This is a genomic window from Bartonella sp. EBT8 (assembly GCF_055796165.1).
This window is the reverse complement of sequence record NZ_JBTTDJ010000001.1, coordinates 347,912-366,875: the sequence shown is the minus strand read 5'-3', so window position 1 is coordinate 366,875 and position 18,964 is coordinate 347,912. Positions and strand designations below refer to the sequence as shown.

The 18,964-nt window shown below is 39.7% G+C and carries 7 protein-coding genes and 1 tRNA gene; 5 read left to right on the top strand and 3 right to left on the bottom strand.

The window, feature by feature from the left end; all coding sequences use genetic code 11:
• Positions 1 to 152: 152 nt before the first annotated feature.
• The gene (gene mutS / locus AC0QT4_RS01625; RefSeq protein ID WP_473199962.1) at positions 153 to 2,897 is read left to right on the top strand and encodes a DNA mismatch repair protein MutS; all 2,745 of its coding nucleotides are present in this window, start codon (positions 153 to 155) and stop codon (positions 2,895 to 2,897) included.
• Positions 2,898 to 3,207: 310 nt separating this feature from the next.
• On the opposite strand, the gene ilvD is transcribed toward mutS, so the two are convergent.
• The 3 genes from ilvD to AC0QT4_RS01610 form a co-directional block, all read right to left on the bottom strand.
• Positions 3,208 to 5,046 (bottom strand): dihydroxy-acid dehydratase, encoded by a 1,839-nt coding sequence (gene ilvD / locus AC0QT4_RS01620; protein WP_473199961.1) that lies wholly within the window; start codon positions 5,044 to 5,046, stop codon positions 3,208 to 3,210.
• Positions 5,047 to 5,505: 459 nt separating this feature from the next.
• Positions 5,506 to 5,581 (bottom strand) — tRNA-Ala (locus AC0QT4_RS01615).
• A 123-nt stretch (positions 5,582 to 5,704) separates the two neighbouring features.
• Positions 5,705 to 6,085 carry a TIGR02300 family protein gene (locus AC0QT4_RS01610; protein ID WP_473199960.1) on the bottom strand — a complete coding sequence of 127 codons (381 nt, stop codon included), beginning with the start codon at positions 6,083 to 6,085 and terminating at the stop codon, positions 5,705 to 5,707.
• Positions 6,086 to 6,269: 184 nt separating this feature from the next.
• Between AC0QT4_RS01610 and aroA the strand changes: the two genes are divergently transcribed.
• From aroA to AC0QT4_RS01590, 4 genes are all read left to right on the top strand, one after another.
• Positions 6,270 to 7,598 (top strand): 3-phosphoshikimate 1-carboxyvinyltransferase, encoded by a 1,329-nt coding sequence (gene aroA / locus AC0QT4_RS01605; RefSeq protein WP_473199959.1) that lies wholly within the window; start codon positions 6,270 to 6,272, stop codon positions 7,596 to 7,598.
• Positions 7,595 to 8,242, top strand: coding sequence for a (d)CMP kinase (gene cmk / locus AC0QT4_RS01600; RefSeq protein WP_473199958.1), 648 nt, complete (start codon positions 7,595 to 7,597; stop codon positions 8,240 to 8,242). The genes aroA and cmk overlap by 4 nt, the downstream gene beginning before the upstream one ends.
• A 144-nt stretch (positions 8,243 to 8,386) precedes the next feature.
• Positions 8,387 to 10,087: a 30S ribosomal protein S1 gene (gene rpsA / locus AC0QT4_RS01595; protein WP_473199957.1), complete on the top strand. Its 1,701-nt coding sequence runs from the start codon at positions 8,387 to 8,389 to the stop codon at positions 10,085 to 10,087.
• A gap of 230 nt (positions 10,088 to 10,317) precedes the next feature.
• Positions 10,318 to 18,894, top strand: a complete 8,577-nt coding sequence (locus AC0QT4_RS01590; RefSeq protein WP_473199956.1) for a GH36-type glycosyl hydrolase domain-containing protein — start codon at positions 10,318 to 10,320, stop codon at positions 18,892 to 18,894.
• Positions 18,895 to 18,964 lie beyond the last annotated feature (70 nt).

Genomic DNA, 18,964 nt, shown 5'->3' with positions numbered 1-18,964 from the left:
CCCGATTTTAAAATTTGATTCCTATGTTATAAACCGTTATGCTTTCTTTAACAGAGCCGGTCTGTGTTTCAATTTAGGGATAATGAAGATAAACATTGAAGTAAACAAAAAAGGGTGTCAAAGCCTCACTTGAAGGAAACAGGCGCATAAAAATGGATAAAAAAAACGATCATAAAAATAATTTAATTCCACAGTCTACCCCCTCATCTGCTCTTCCTCAACAGCGCCTCACACCTATGATGGAGCAATATATAGAAATCAAAGCAGTTAATAATGACTCTCTTCTCTTTTATAGAATGGGTGATTTTTATGAATTATTTTTTAATGATGCAGTTGAAGCCGCCCAAGCATTAGGTATTACACTCACAACACGCGGAAAACATTTAGGTGAAGATATTCCTATGTGTGGTGTTCCCGTTCATACTGCTGATGATTATTTGCAAAGACTTATTGCCTGCGGCTATCGTGTTGCTGTTTGTGAACAAACAGAAGATCCTGCAGAAGCCAAAAAACGTGGATCAAAATCGGTTGTTCAGCGCGATGTTGTTCGTCTTGTCACACCTGGAACCATAACAGAAGAAAAGCTCCTCGATCCAACGCGCGCAAATTACCTGATGACACTTGCCCGTATAAAAACTAGCGACGGAGAGGAATTTGCCCTTTCTTGGATTGATATCTCAACAGGCATATTTCGTGTAACAGAAAGCCGCAATGAAAAGCTTTTGGCAGATATTATGCGCGTAGATCCACAGGAAATTATTGTCGCTGATTCTTTCTTTCATGATAAATCCTACAAATCGCTTTTTGATGTTCTCGGTCGCATCATTTCACCTCAACCCATTAGTCTCTTTGATGTAGTTACCGCTGAACGGGATATTTGCAGTTATTTTAAACTCTCAACCCTTGAAGGCGTTGCCGATTATTCACGCCCCGAACTTTCCGCAATCGCTGCTGCCATTCGTTATATTGAAAAAACGCAAATCACACATCGCCCTCCTCTCATGCGCCCCGAACGGCAAAATGAAAGTGCTACCCTTTTCATTGATGCAGCAACCAGAATGAATCTTGAGCTTATTCGAACAACATCCGGTCAACGTGATGGTAGTTTATTAAAAGCTATTGATCGTACCGTAACAGGAGGAGGATCACGCCTTCTCGTCGATCGTCTCATTGCGCCTCTCACTACACCGGCGGCTATTGATAAACGTCTTGATTCAATTGACTTTTTTCTACGCAACCCATCCCTTGCAGAAGCCATAAAGCTGATTTTAAAAGGGGGACCAGATATGCCACGCGCAGTTTCTCGGTTGGCTCTTGGCAGAGGCGGTCCCCGTGATATGGCTACAATCCAACGTGGCTTTGAAATTATTCGTGAACTTCATCAGCTTTTTAACAATGAATTGCTTCCTCAGGAAATAAGTGATGTACAACAGACTTTTTCAAATGTACCTACTGCTTTACATTTTCATCTAGAACAAGCGTTAGCGGATGACCTTCCTCTCCTTAAACGTGATGGTGGTTTTATTCGCCCTCAATACCATAAAGAGCTTGATGAAATGCGCGCTCTGCGCGATGAATCTCGCCGCGTTATTGCTGAACTTCAAGCACAATATGCTCAAGAAACAGATATTAAGACACTCAAAATAAAGCATAACAATATTCTAGGTTATTTCATTGAAGTCACTAATGTACAAGCGTCTGCTCTCACAAATAGCCCTCAAGCTAAAGCCCGTTTTATCCATAGGCAAACAATGGCAAATGCTATGCGCTTTACCACAACAGAACTTGCTGACCTTGAAAGCCGTATTGCTCATGCCGCAAACCATGCACTCACACTCGAATTGGAAATTTTTGAGACTCTTGTTCATGAAATTACCGAACAAGTTGATTTCATCCGTAAAGCCTCTGAAGCACTTGCTGTTTTAGATGTCACCGTTGCGTTAGCACATCTTGCTGAAGAACAAGGATATTGTCGTCCTAAAATTGATCAATCTCTTACCTTTCATATTACAGCAGGGCGCCATCCTGTCGTAGAACAAGCATTACGGAAACAAGCAGCAGAACCATTTGTTGCTAATAACTGTGATCTTTCTGTGCAAGAAAATCATCAATATGCAGCAATTTGGCTTTTGACAGGTCCTAATATGGGGGGAAAATCAACCTTTTTGCGGCAAAATGCTCTTATTGCTATTATGGCACAAATGGGTTCTTTTGTTCCGGCTACGACAGCTCATATTGGCGTTGTCGATCGCTTGTTTAGTCGTGTTGGTGCCTCTGATGATCTTGCACGCGGACGTTCAACTTTTATGATGGAAATGGTTGAAACAGCAACGATTCTTAATCATGCTAGTAGTCATTCCCTTGTTATCCTGGATGAAATCGGACGAGGCACATCAACTTTTGATGGGCTTTCTATTGCTTGGGCCGCTGTTGAATATCTTCATGAGGTTAATCACTGTCGTGCTATTCTTGCTACGCATTTTCATGAAATGACAGCTCTTACCCAGAAACTGGATCGCCTCCATAATGTAACAATGAAAGTAAAAAATTGGGAGGGTGATGTGGTTTTTCTTCATGAAGTTACAAAAGGAGCTGCTGATAGATCCTATGGCGTACAAGTCGCAAAACTAGCTGGACTTCCCGAAGCAGTTATTACACGTGCTACGGATGTACTTCATCAATTAGAACAAGGTGAAATGGCTGGAAAAGGACATAAATTAATTGATGATCTTCCACTCTTTTCCCTTAAAGCGACATCTCCCGTAAATGACAAAACAAATAAATATTCTGTACTTCATGAAGCTTTAAAAAATATCCATCCCGATGAACTCTCTCCTAAACAAGCTTTAGAGGCACTCTATCACCTCAAACAACTTGAAAAAAATCATCCCTTATGACGAAATTAAGTGATGTGCTTTTTCATGATCCCTCTTGATACGAAGTGAATTATTTCTTCATATTATTACTGCTTTTTAGCGCAATGTATATTGATCAGAGGAATGTATAGAGAGGAAAAGCCTGCGCGTAATCTTTCTTAAGATTCAATCTCTTATATGAAAAGAAACAATCTCCGGTGCGATTTTCAAATCATAGTCACAATGGCTTGAAATACTCCATCAAGCTCATTGAGTAGCCTGCTTGCAATATCCCCCAAGAGATGCACAAATCTCTAAAAAACTCTCTTTCACAAGATGAATTTTACCATAGTCAAATGCTACGAACCGCTCCTTTAGCAGCTGAAGTTGTCATTGCTGCATAAGCTTTGAGAGCCTTTGAGACCTTACGTTTACGCTCTTCAATGGGTTGCCAAGCTGTTTTTCCTTTCGCTTCCATTTTAGCACGACGATGCACCATCTCAACATCATCAACCAACATATTAATGGTACGATTAGGAATATCTATTTCTATAATATCCCCCTCTTCCACCAAAGCAATTGCTCCTCCTTCAGCCGCTTCTGGTGAAATATGCCCAATAGAAAGCCCTGAACTTCCCCCTGAAAAACGACCATCTGTTATAAGCGCACAAACTTTTCCTAATCCTTTAGATTTGAGATAGCTTGTTGGATAGAGCATTTCTTGCATCCCAGGTCCACCACGTGGACCTTCATAACGGATTAAAACAATATCACCTGATTGAATTTTATCGTTCAAGATTGCCGCAACAGCTGAATCTTGGCTCTCAAAAATCCTTGCTGGGCCTTTAAAAGTTAAAATCGACTGATCAACACCTGCTGTTTTTACAATACAGCCATCTTCTGCAAGGTTTCCATAAAGGACTGCCAATCCTCCATCTTGCGAATAAGCATGTTCACACTCCCGAATCACACCATTTTTACGATCCAGATCGAGGGTATCATAGCGACAAAATTGACTAAAAGCTGTTTGAGTTGGAACGCCTCCTGGAGCTGCACGATAAAATTCATGAACAGCTGCCTCATGTGATTGCTTCACATCCCAGTGTCCAAGAGCTTCTTTCATTGTTTTCGCATGAACTGTATACGTAGATGTATCAATGAGTCCCGCGGCATCCAATTCTCCTAAAAGCCCCATAATACCACCAGCACGATGAACGTCCTCCATATGCACATTGGCAACAGCAGGAGCAACCTTGCATAAAACAGGGATACGACGCGAAAGGCGATCAATATCTGTCATGGTAAAATTGACCTCACCTTCTTGCGCCGCAGCCAAAAGATGTAAGACAGTATTGGTTGATCCTCCCATAGAAATATCTACAGTCATTGCATTTTCAAAAGCCTTGCGTGAAGCAATAGAACGCGGCAAAACTGTCTCATCGTCCTTTTCATAGTAACGCTTGACCAGCGCAACAATCTGTCGTCCAGCTTCTTCAAAAAGCATCCGTCTGTCTGCATGGGTCGCTAACATTGACCCGTTTCCAGGAAGAGAAAGCCCTAATGCTTCGGTCAAACAATTCATAGAATTGGCTGTAAACATTCCTGAACAAGAGCCACATGTAGGACAAGCAGCGCGTTCTATTTCCGCAACTTCTTCTTCTGAATTATACTCTGAAGCCGCAGCAATCATTGCATCAACTAAATCAACAGTAAGATTTTGACCTTTCCATTTAATCTTACCTGCTTCCATAGGGCCGCCTGAAACGAAAATTGTTGGAATATTCAACCGCAAAGAAGCCATTAACATACCAGGTGTAATTTTGTCACAATTGGAAATACAGACAAGCGCATCAGCACAATGAGCATTGACCATATATTCAACAGAATCAGCAATAATTTCACGCGAAGGTAAGGAATAAAGCATCCCATCATGCCCCATAGCAATTCCATCATCTACAGCAATTGTGTTAAACTCTTTCGCAACACCACCAGCAACAGCTATTTCGTGAGCTACAAGCTGCCCGAGATCTTTTAAATGGACATGTCCTGGTACAAATTGTGTAAAAGAATTCGCAATGGCAATAATGGGTTTACCAAAATCGGTATCTTTCATCCCCGTTGCACGCCAAAGACCGCGGGCCCCTGCCATATTGCGCCCATGAGTTGATATTCTTGAACGGTAAGAAGGCATTATTTTTTCCCCTCAAATAATTCCATTTTCTATGTTGTGCTGCAAGCCAACCTTAAATACAAGAGCTGGTGCATGAGAAAGAGAAAAATACCTCTTTTGAGACATTTAAACCACAAAATTCGAAGTTATTCATAAAACCCCATTCGACAGCACTTTTCATAATCTCATCAAGCTTTTTCTAAAGATTTTACCACTGTTACTTTTTACGAAGGGTATCATCAATGATAAACAACGTGCTTTTTATGCATCAGATGAATATCACTCACTTCTTTTTCGTTTTTATTACAGGAAAGCTCTATAAATAATAAAAAACACGACCAACAATCGCAAACAAACATTCTTCAAGAATCACTAAAAAATTACAAGGAAAAAATAGCACCAACGACCATCGATCCTCTTAAAATATGCAAAATCCTGTTATAAATGACGACGCTTTTCTAACAAAAATTAGTCTCTTTTTGGTGGAGCTAAGCGGGATCGAACCGCTGACCTCTTGCATGCCATGCAAGCGCTCTCCCAGCTGAGCTATAGCCCCACATTAAAGATAGACCCTCTTCAAAAAGGATAAAACACCTTTAAGAGGGGTTTTCTAGAACGAGAAAAATCGAAGATCAAGAAGAATTTGTATTCAAGAAAAAGAATACCCTTTTAACTTCTCTTAAAGATCGTCATCGTTAGAAACACCGCCTCCGATAATACCAGTAACGTCATCATCATTGTCGTCTTCATCGTGAGATAAAAACGCATCATCGTCATCGCCGAGATCCACATCACTATCTTCCAAATCAGGAAGATCATCATCTTTAGAATCGTCATCATCCTCTTCGAGAAGCATAAAGGCAGACTTTTCAAGCGCTGTATCAAGCTCTTCTGCATCAACTTCTTCTTCACTACTTGCTTCAGCTGCCACAACCTCAAAATAAGAGCGCGGGTAAGAAATTCCTGTATAAGGTGATACAATAGGGTCGCGATTAAGATCATAAAACTTTTTTCCTGTTTCTGGATCGGTACGCTTCGTTCCAAGTTCTTGTTTTGCCATGAACCATCCCTCTTGATTAACTATAATTCCATTAAAATAAATTTTATGGTCCTTAATCGAAAAATAATGTCTTTGTCAAAGATAAATACCTCGTTCTACATAGATTTTCTCATGACGCCTGTCAAAGCATGTGCTAAAAGATGCTTAATTCAGTCAAATTTAGATAAAATTAAATAGAATTTCTATGCAAAAAGCAATACCTATAACCGCCTACAAATCTACCAATCTCTCTGGTAAAATTAAAATACCAGGAGATAAATCAATCTCCCATAGATCCCTTATATTAGGAGGATTAGCAAGTGGTGAAACATATATCCACGGATTGCTAGAAAGCGATGACGTTCTCAATACAGCTAAGGCTATGCAAGCTATGGGCGCTTGCATTCAAAAGAAAAATGATCTCTGGATCATACGAGGAACAGGAAATGGTTGCCTTTTAACTGCACAAAACCCTTTAGATTTTGGCAATGCTGGAACAGGTGTTCGCCTCGTTATGGGAATGGTTGGTCCTTATCATATGAAAACAACTTTTATCGGGGATGCCTCTCTTTCCAAACGCCCAATGGGACGTATTCTCGATCCCCTCCGTTTAATGGGTGTTGAAATTGAAGCAACTAAAGGCGACCATCTTCCTATAACGCTTTATGGACCCAAAACGGCTAACCCGATTCGCTATCCTATTCCAATGGCTTCTGCCCAAGTTAAATCAGCAATCCTTCTTGCTGGACTTAATACCGCTGGCACCACAACTGTTATTGAACAGATTCCCACACGTGATCATACGGAAAAAATGCTAAAAGCGTTTGGTGCTGAACTTGAGATAGAAACAAATGCTCAAGGGACACGCTTTATTCATCTCAATGGCCAAACACATCTTACTGGACAAGCGATTGATATTCCTGGGGATCCCTCTTCTGCCGCTTTTCCACTGATCGCTGCCCTTCTTGTAGAAAATTCTGATATCATCATTGAAAATGTTCTTATAAACCCTTCTCGAATAGGACTTATCGAAACATTATGGGAAATGGGCGCTCAAATTGAGCTTTTGAACCAACGCCAAACAGGAGGAGAAAATGTTGCTGATTTGCGAGTCATATCCTCAAGACTAAAAGGTGTCACTGTACCCAAAGAACGAGTCCCTTCAATGATTGATGAATATCCAGCTTTAGCGGTAGCAGCAGCCTTTGCGGAAGGCAAAACAGTTATGCTAGGCATTGAAGAATTGCGTGTTAAAGAATCAGATCGTTTGTCCGCACTTGCTCAAGGGCTCAAAATTAATCATGTAGAATGTGAAGAAGGGAGAGATTTTCTCATTGTTCATGGAAAAGGCTCTGAAAAAGGACTGGGTGGTGGAAATGTTACCACATATCTTGATCATCGAATTGCTATGTGTTTTCTAATCTTTGGGCTCATATCAGAAAAATCTGTTACGATCGATGATAAACGAATGATCGCTACAAGTTTTCCAGAATTTATCCCTTTTATAAAACAACTTGGGGGAAAAATCTCTTGAAACCTTTTGTTATTGCAATTGATGGACCAGCGGCCTCAGGAAAAGGGACATTAGCACGAAAAATTGCTGCTCATTATCACCTTCAACATCTCGATACTGGTCTCACTTATCGCGGTGTTGCTTTTGCACTTTTACAACGAAAACTGACTCTCGATAATGAAAAAAGTGCTCTTACCTGTGCCATAGAACTTGATTTTAATACTTTAAATCCAACTCTCCTCTCTTCCCATGAACTTGGTGAAGCCGCTTCAAAAATAGCACTCATCCCTGCTGTACGGGAAATTCTCGTTGCCAAGCAACGTCATTTTGCTAAAATTATGCCCGGCAGTGTGCTTGATGGGCGTGATATTGGCACTGTCGTGTGTCCCGATGCTGATATTAAATTTTACGTTCTCGCTAATGTTCAAACACGTGCAAAACGCCGCTATCAGGAAATTTTAAAAAAAGGCATGCACGCAGATTATCATGAAATCCTCGCTCAGCTTGAACAACGCGACAACCGTGATACAATGCGCAAACAAAGTCCGCTAAAACCCGCAAAAGACGCCCACTTGCTTGATACATCAGAATTGAGTATAGAAGCAACATTTGCAATTGCATGCGCTTTTATTGATCCAATCATAAAAGAGCGTATAATTGGATGAAATCGTCAAGGTGATTTTCAGCCTAGCGCTAATTTTTCTTCTTATATTTAAGAAATATTAAGAAAAAAGGCATGAAGTTACCCTATGTTAACACTAACCTAGCGCTTATACCTTTTAAATCTAAGGTATGTATCAGGAGTTCTTATGTCACAATACAATCCTACAACAGCGGATTTTGAAGCCCTTTTAACAGAATCCTTTCAAACCAATGATCTTACCGAAGGATCCGTTGTTAAAGGTCATGTCATTGCAATCGAAAAAGACATGGCCATTATTGATGCTGGACTTAAAGTCGAAGGACGCATTCCACTCAAAGAATTTGGAGCTAAAGGAAAAGATGGTTCTTTAAAAGTTGGCGATGAAGTTGAAGTTTATATTGAACGCATTGAAAATGCGATGGGTGAAGCTGTTCTCTCACGTGAAAAAGCACGGCGCGAAGAAAGCTGGATTCGTTTAGAAGAAAAATTCAATGCTGGTACACGCGTTGATGGGATTATCTTCAGCCAAGTTAAAGGAGGGTTTACAGTCGATCTTGATGGTGCTGTTGCTTTCTTGCCTCGCAGCCAAGTCGATATTCGCCCCATTCGTGATGTTTCCCCTCTCATGCACAATTCACAGTCCTTTGAAATTTTAAAGATGGATCGTCGTCGTGGTAATATTGTTGTTTCACGTCGTACTGTCTTAGAGGAAAGCCGTGCTGAGCAGCGTTCAGAAATTGTACAAAATCTTGAAGAAAACCAAATCGTTGAAGGTGTCGTTAAAAATATCACTGATTATGGTGCCTTTGTTGATCTTGGTGGAATTGATGGACTCTTACATGTTACAGATATGGCTTGGCGCCGTGTTAACCACCCTTCTGAAGTCCTCACAATTGGACAAACTATTAAAGTTCAAATTATTCGTATCAATCAAGATACACACCGTATCTCTCTTGGCATGAAACAGCTTGAAAGTGATCCTTGGGAAACTATCAGCGCTCGATATCCCGTTGGTACAAAAATTACTGGTGCTGTTACAAATATTACCGATTACGGTGGTTTTGTCGAAATAGAACCAGGAATCGAAGGACTGATCCACGTTTCCGAGATGAGTTGGACAAAGAAAAATGTTCATCCAGGAAAACTTCTCTCTACATCACAAGAAGTAGAAGTCGTTGTTCTTGAAATCGATCCTTCTAAACGACGTATTTCTCTTGGCTTAAAGCAAACATTTGAAAATCCGTGGATCGCTTTTGCTAATAAATTTCCTGTCAATTCACAAATTGAAGGAGAGGTCAAAAACAAAACAGAATTTGGTCTCTTCATTGGACTTGAAGGCGATGTTGATGGCATGGTTCATCTTTCCGATCTTGATTGGAATCGTCCGGGTGAACAGGTCATTGATACTTACAATAAAGGTGATGTTGTTAAAGCCGTGGTTCTTGATGTTGACGTTGAAAAAGAGCGTATCTCTCTTGGAATTAAGCAACTTTCTAGCGATAAAGTTGGAGAAGCTGCTGCCGCTGGGGAACTACGCAAAGGGGCTGTCGTAACATGTGAAGTTATTGCAGTGAATGAGAACGATATTGATGTAAAATTGATTGACCACAATCTTGAAACAACTATTCGCCGTGCTGACTTGGCTCGTGATCGTGACGAGCAACGCCCTGAACGTTTTTCAATTGGTCAAAGAATTGATGCTCGTATCACCGCATTTGATAAAAAAACACGTAAACTTTCAGTGTCTATAAAAGCTTTAGAAATTGCAGAAGAGAAAGAGGCTGTTGCACAGTATGGTTCTACAGACTCAGGCGCTTCTCTTGGTGATATTCTCGGTGCAGCTTTGAAAAAACAAGAGCAAGATTAATGTTTAGTTATTAAAAAATTGTCAAAACTAAGGTCGCTTATCATTCTAGCGACCTTTTTTTTTAAGAAATTGTTTGCTCACTTCTTCAATTATCTCATCAAAAATTATAAATAATCTTAGAAGAGAAATAGAAATTTTATTTTTTCTTATAAACTAATTATTATTAAGATAAAGTGCTCAAAGATTATTAAATGTAAAAAAACCACGTAATTGAATAGCAATAAAATATTATGGCACGTACAATATCTTTCATGAATTATTTCTTTTCTAAAAAAATTGAAACCGGTCATCTTATTAAAAGCAATTCTCCTCTTCGCTCAACTTATAAATCGCAAGATGAATTGTATAAATTAGGTCATGATATCGCCTCTAAAAAAGAAATATTACTTCCTGAATATAAAGGAGAAAATAATTTTTACAGAAGATTGAAAGAAAATGGCAAACTTATTTTCCATGCCTTTCAGACCAGCGATATTGCTGCTTGGAATGATGAAACCATTGCTCCATCTGCTCAATGGCTCATTGATAATCATTATACAATTGACAAAACTATACAAAAACTCCGTCGTAGCCTCTCTAAATCATTCATCAAACAACTCCCCGCTTATAAACAAAATATAAGCATACCACGTATCTTTGCTTTAGCTTGGCTTTATATTGCTCATACAGATAGTGGATTTTCACAAAAAACACTCACAGCTATGATCAATGGGTTTCAAGAGATTTGTACCCTTAAAATCGGTGAATTATGGGCACTCCCTTCTATCATACAAATGCTGTTAATTGAAAATGTTTGTCGTCTCTCACAGCGTATTGAACAAACTCGGTCGATGCGCCTTCTTGCTCATAAAGCAGCCGATAAAATTTCCCTCGCAGATAATATAACAAAATTACATGCTCTTTTAATGCAGTATGAACCATGCACTGTAGATTCAACCTTTTCAACGCATTTATTCTACCGTTTACGGAGCGCATCTGTCGATTCAACAAACGCATTAAATTGGCTTGAAAAGCAATTACAGAGTCGAAGTAGTAACTTAGAAACTGTAACAGCTGATGAACATACCCGCCAAGCAGCAGATGGTGTAACTATGGGCAATATTGTTCGTTCCCTTAAAGCCATTGATGATGTTGACTGGACAATATGGTTTGAGACTGTCAGTTCCGTGGACTCTATTTTGCGTGAAAATAGTGATTTTTCTGAAATTGATTCTCACTCACGCAATATCTATCGACAAGTCATCGAAAAAATTGCACGTCTTTCGCCTCTTAGTGAACTAGAAGTTGCACGCAAAGCTGTGGAAATGGCACACTCTTCTTCTAAAGAATCCTTTCATCATAGTCTTTCCTCTGTTGGTTGGTATCTTGTCGACGATGGACGTTATACTTTTGAAAAAGCTTGTGGTTACACGCCTCCTCTGCTCATAAAATGGGCACGAGTTTTTTCTTCTTTACAAATAAAAACTATTGCAATTCCTGTCTCTTTTTTAACCTTCACTTTTTTGCTTACAATTTATTTTCTGTTCCAGAAATCTGGCATAGCTCCATGGATGTCTATTTTCTTTACTGGATTAGCACTTTTTCCTGCTATGGATGCAGCTTTTGCCCTCTTTAACACTGTTGTTTCATGGGTTATTCCATCAAAACAACTCATTGGTTACGAATATAAAGCAGGTATTCCTGAACATGCGCGCACAATAGTCGTCGTACCTACCCTCATTACATCACGTGATGATATTGATGAACAAGTGCGTAATCTCGAAGTGCACTATCTTACTAACCCGAAAGGAGCCATTCATTTTGCCCTCGTAACGGATTGGGGTGACGCTTCCTTCGAACAAACGCAAGATGATCTTGACCTGCTGCATTATGCACAAAAAAAAATTGATAAACTCAATCGCCGTTATCATCGTGATGACATCCCCCTCTTTTTTCTTTTACACCGTCGGCGTCTTTATAATACCAGCGAAAAATGCTGGATGGGATGGGAACGAAAACGTGGCAAGCTTCATGAACTCAATCTGTTGTTAAGAGGCGATAAAAATACAAGCTTCTATCCCCCAAATCCACTTCTACCCATGGATTGCCGTTTTGTTATGACACTGGATTCAGACACACGTCTCACCCCTGAAAGTGTTACAAAACTCGTTGGAAAACTTAACCATCCACTCAACCAGCCAATTTTCGATCCACACAATGGAAACGTTGTGAAAGGTTATAGTGTTTTGCAACCTCGTATTACACCTTCCCTTACAACAGGAAAAGCAACATCAATTCTGCAACGTGTTTTTTCTACCAACCGTGGACTTGACCCTTATGTCTTTGCTGTTTCTGATACTTATCAAGATCTTTTGGGAGAAGGAAGTTTCATTGGTAAAGGTCTTTATAATATTGATGCATTTCAACACGCGCTTGAAGGAAAAATTAAAGAAAATACCGTTCTTAGTCACGATCTCTTAGAGGGAGGATATGCACGTACGGCATTGATAAGTAATGTAGAAGTAATTGAAGATTATCCAACCTCCTACAATATTGATGTTATGCGTCATCACCGTTGGATTCGTGGTGATTGGCAACTCTTGCCTTATCTCATTTTCCCTCATAAAATCAGTTCTACGACACGTTGGAAAATGCAGGATAATTTGCGTCGTTCTCTCACACCACTTCTGTGGATGATCGCAACCATTACAGGGTGGTCTCTTTTACCATTAAAAAGCGCAATCATCTGGCAAATATTCTTGCTCATTAGTCCCTTTATCTCACCAATTTTAAACATATTACAAACTCTTGTTCCATCCACTCTTGATCATTCTTTACGCGGATATTTTCAATTAATTTTGAAAAAAATTATCCTTACGGGTGCAAATATATTTCTTAAAATTACATTTCTTGCCCATTCAGCTTATTTTATGACTGATGCTATTCTTCGCACACTCTATCGCATAATGATTTCAAAACAACATCTGCTTGAATGGAAAACCTTCGCTGCAACAAAATCAATTCCCAACAGTCTAAGCTTTTATATCCTTACAATGTGGCCAGCATCACTTATTGGTATTCTTGCCGTTGCATTCCCTCTTTTTTTTAAGAGTTTTGCAAGCTTTATTGCTTTGCCTTTTGGACTTGCATGGTTTTTTTCGCCCTTAATTGCTTGGTTTGTCAGCCAACCTTCAACATTTCAAGATACCCTTGATATCTCTTCCGAAGATAAAAAAATACTACGCTCTATTGCACGACGTACATGGTTTTATTATGCAACCTTCGTCAATGCACAAAGCAATTATTTGCCACCTGATAATTTTCAAGAAGATCCAGAACCTCTTGTTGCTCAACGCACATCTCCTACCAATATTGGTGTTTATCTTCTTTCTGTTATTGCTGCACGTGATTTTGGTTGGATTAGCTTTGAAGAAACAATTACACGCATTGAAGCTACATTAAGCTCTCTTGCAAAAATGGAAAAATTCCGTGGACACCTCTACAATTGGTACGCAACGGATACACTCAAACCTCTCTTGCCAACTTATATATCAACCGTTGATTCAGGAAATCTCGCCGGCCATTTGGTAACACTTTCTTCAGCCTTAAGTGAATGGGCTGAAAAACCTCATGTTTTTTTTCAAGGCGATCGAGAAGGTCTATGGGATATTCATGCTCTTCTTGAAGAAACTATGAAAGAAATTCCGGATAATCAACCCAATTTATATCCCTTACGCCAACAAATCGAAGAGCACATCGCTAATCTTTATCACTCCATTAGTGCTTTCATAGAAAAATCAGAAGCAACCACTGCTCATATCACAAACCTTTCACTTAAAGCCCGTGCTCTTCAGTCCTTAATAGAAGACCTTGATCAAAAAATTCAAACTGTAGAATCTGCCCGCGCACACTGTTGGGCTAAATGCCTCCTAGAAAACTGCCAAGTTCATCATGATGATAATACTAGGGATTATGATATAGAAAAAATACGTCAAAAATTAAATATTTTAGCTATAAGTGCACGACAAATAGCCTTTAATATGGAATTTGGTTTTTTAGAACAACCTGAACGGCAACTTTTGTCCATTGGCTACAGTGTTCAGGAAAATAAACTTGATGAAGGATGTTATGATCTTTTGGCTTCAGAAGCTCGTCTCTCAAGCCTTTTCGCCATCGCAAAAGGTGATATCAAATTCAAACATTGGTTTCATCTTGGTCGATTACTCATCCCAATTGGTTGGAAAGGTGCGTTATTATCATGGTCTGGATCCATGTTCGAATATCTGATGCCATCTCTCATTATGCACGAACCCAAAGGTTCGATCCTAGATCAAACAAATAGATTAATTATTCGTCATCAAATACAATATGGTTATGAAAGAAGATTGCCATGGGGTATTTCAGAAGCCGCATTTAATGCTCGCGATCATTTAATGAATTACCAATATGCCAGTTTTGGGGACCCAACTCTTGGACTCAAACGTGGTTTATCACGCAATGCAGTTATTGCTCCTTACGCAAGCCTTTTAGCAGCACAATATATGCCAAAACATGCCATAAAAAATTTAAAGCGACTCCGTGATCTTGGAGCTTTAGGAACATATGGTTATTACGACTCCGTTGATTTTACGCCTTCACGTGTCCCGACAGGAGAAAAATACGCCATTGTACGTAATTATTATGCGCACCATCATGGCATGTCAATTCTTGCTATTAACAATGTCATTTTTGATGGGCGCATGCGCAATCGTTTTCATCATGATCCAGTCATTGAAGCAACACAATTTTTACTCCACGAAAGAGCCCCCTATCAAATTCCCGTCATTCACACAAAAGTTGCCAATCCCATCCGCAACAACTCTCAAGAATTTGATAACGCTCCTACCCGTACTATTACAAACCCACTTCTCAAACCTCGTGCAACTTTACTCTTATCCAATGGCTTTTATTCTACAATGTTGACAGCCAATGGTTCAGGTTACAGCCGTTGGCATGATTACGCAATTACGCGCTTTATGCCTGATGCAACAGAAGATCAACAGGGACTCTTATTTTTTCTACGTGATATGCATAGTGGACGTTGGTGGTCTGTTACCGGTGAGCCAACACGCGTTGTTGAAGAAGAAGCAATCAGCATTTTTACAGACGAAAAAGCTGACTATATGAAAATGGTTGATGGCGTAAAATCAAGGCTTGAATGTCTTGTTACATCCGAGAATGATGGTGAAGGACGACGTCTCCAGCTGATAAATACGACCAACAAAGATCGTTTCATTGAAGTTACCTCCTATGGTGAACTAGCGCTCGCAACCATGGAAGCAGACTGCGCTCATCCTGTTTTTTCACGTATGTTTATAGAAACAGAAATAGCTGAGGGAGGAAAAACAATTTTTGCCAAAAGGCGCAAACGCTCGCCTCATGAGCCTGAAATTCATATCGCCCATTTTGTTAGCGATATCACGAAGAGTATCCAAGAAACAGAAGCTGAAACTGATCGTTCTCTGTTTATTGGTCGGGGCCGCTCCATTCATCGACCTGCTGCGTTTGATCAAAATGCTCGTTTTAGCAACAGTCAAGGCTGCGTCCTTGATCCAATCATCTCACTTCGCTGCCGTGTAAAAATTCCTGCCTATGAAAAAGTTGAACTCATTTTTTGGACTTTCGCTGCTCATACGAAAGAAAAACTGGATAATTATATTAAACATTATCAACAATCTAATGTATTTCAACGAGAGTTTTCAATGGCATGGACACGCTCACAAGTCTCGCTATACCAGCGTGGCATCAGCCTTAAAGAAGCTATTACTTATCAAAAATACGCAACGCCTCTTATCTATCCAGACCACACATGGCGTCTTTCTCCTGAAATACTAGCAAAAACTCTCGGCAAACAGTCTGATCTTTGGCCAATGTCCATTTCAGGAGATATTCCCATCTGCCTTCTAAGATTAGATAATGGGACGGATATAACTGTCCTTCGCGAACTCCTTAAAGCCCATGAATATTGGCGTATACGTGGACTCATTGTTGATCTTGTTATTTTAAATGAGCAAGCCTTTTCCTATGTACAGGATACGCAACACGCTATTGAATGGGTATGCGAATCTTACCGACACAACACCATTGAAACCGATAAACGCCAACATATTTTTACCCTTCGGCGTGATCAAATGAATGAACAAAGTTTCAAAACACTTCTTGCATCAGCCCGTATTATCCTTCATGCGCAAAATGGATCTTTGTCTGAACAACTCAAACGTATAGAAAATATTGATTCTGATCTGGGTGTACGCAATAGCAATCAAGAATTCAATAATAAATTCAATGATAGCAAATGTGATAAAAGAAAGCAAATAACAACACCAACTGAACAAAATCTCTTTACTTCTCTTGGTCTTATTGGCCCCAAAAAAGTCTTGCCTCTTGCTACGAATGGCAAAGATCTAAAGTATTGGAATGGTTACGGTGGCTTTAATCATGACAATCATTATGTCATCCGTCTTCATGGGCATACAACGACACCGCATCCATGGATTAATGTCATTGCTAACCACAGCTTTGGCTTCCATGTCTCTTCTGAAGGCACACTCTTTACTTGGGCTCACAATAGTCGCGATTATCAATTAACTCCTTGGGCAAATGATCCTGTTTCTAACCGCCCAGGAGAGGCACTTTATCTTGTAGATCGCTCGTCCTTAAAACGTTTCTCACCAATTTCTGCCGTTGAATGCAATGAAGATGTTGTTTATGAAGCTTGTCATGGTTTTGGATTTTCAACATTTAAATCTACACATTCAGAGATTGCGTTAGAACTGACTCATACGCTCGATCAAGAAAAACCTGTTCGCCTTTCACGCCTCATTCTTAAAAATGAAGGAAAAAAATTGCGTAGTTTACGCCTCTATAACTATGTTGAATGGGTTTTAGGAAATGTTCGTACCAAATATGCACCTTTTATACTACCCTCTTATGATCCCAAACGTGGTGCACATTTTATTCAAAATCCCTATCACATTGAAAAATCTCAACAAACAGCATTTTTATCAGCATCAGAAATGCCAACCAGCACCACGACCGATCGCACTGAATTTATTGGTTCAACAGGAACTGTTACGCATCCTCATGCAATCCGCAAGGCTCATGCCCTTTCAAATAAAATTGAAGCACGATGTGATCCTTGCTCAGCATTAGCCTACGATATTGATCTGTTACCAGGACAAACAAAAGAAATAATCTTTTATCTTGGCAGTGCTGAAAACAGGCAAGAGGCTGAAAAACTCCTAGATCAAGTGCGCACAAATCATTTCACAAACCTCTTAACACAACAAAAACAACAATGGAATGATTTCGTTTCTCCTCTTCAAGTAACAACACCTGATCCATCCTTTGATATTATGGTCAATCATTGGCTCCCTTATCAGACCTATGCATGTCGCATGCTAGCGCGTACAGCTTTTTATCAAGCGAGTGGTGCATTTGGCTTTCGTGATCAATTGCAAGATAGTTTATCTTTATTATTGCTGAAACCACAACTGGCACGTGAACAATTGTTAAACGCCGCAGCGCGTCAATTTCCCGAAGGTGATGTACAGCATTGGTGGTTACCAGACACCAATGCTGGTGTTCGCACACGCATTTCTGATGATATTGTTTGGCTTGCATATGGAACAGCTCTTTATGTCAATACGACTGGTGACTACGAGTTTCTTGATACCCCAATTGCTTTCATTGAAGGCGCTCCTTTAACTGCTGAACAACATGATGCTTATTTTCAGCCTTTACAATCCTCAAAGGTCGCAACACTTTATGAACATTGTGCTTTAGCTTTAGATCTTGCCATCAAACGCTGTGGACAACATGGGCTTCCACTTATTCTAGGTGGGGATTGGAATGATGGTCTGAATTTGGTTGGTATTAAAGGAAAAGGCGAAAGCACTTGGCTTGGCTGGTTTCTTGGCACTACATTACAAGCATTTATCCCCATTGCCAAAAACCGTGGTGACAGCAGTCATATGCAAACATGGAGTGCATCTCTTAAACATTTGAAAAAATCCCTAGAAAAAAATGGTTGGGATGGTGCTTGGTATCGACGTGGTTATTTTGATGATGGAACCCCTCTTGGTTCCAAGATAAATGATGAATGCCAAATTGATACCATTGCTCAATCTTGGGCTGTCATTTCTCAAATGGCATCACTTAAGCGTCAAAAAAAAGCAATGACATCAATGCTTGAGCAGCTGTCTGATGAAAAAGGTGGTCTTATACACCTTTTCTGGCCTCCTTTTGATAAAAGTATCCTTGAACCTGGCTATATAAAAGGTTATCCACCAGGAATTCGAGAAAATGGTGGTCAATATACGCACGGTGCCATTTGGAGCATCTTAGCGCTTGCTGAAATGGGGGAAAGTGATAAAGCTTATGCTTTATTTTCTATGATAAACCCTATTAACCACGGAAAAAATCCTGAAATTTACCGTGTTGAACCTTATGTTATAGCCGCAGATATTTACGCTATTGAACCACGTCGTGGACAAGGTGGTTGGACATGGTATACAGGCTCAGCAGGTTTGTTTTATCATGCTGCAATACAAGCCATTCTTGGAATTAAGCGTCAAGATCATCAATTGTTTTTACATCCAAATTTACCTTCCTCCTGGCCTGAATATGAAGCAAAAATGAAATTGTATGACGCTGTTTATACCATTAAAGTCAAATGGGGGGCTGAAAATATACTCAGTGTTGATGATAAAAAATATACTGATGTTTATGCAGGTATACCGTTACAAAAAACCGGAAAACACAAAATTATACGCACCGTTAAATTTTAAAAAAACGAAAAAGGTAAAACACTTTTTATTCTTGCCCAAAACCTTAGAGTTGTTATAGTCTCTTCATCCT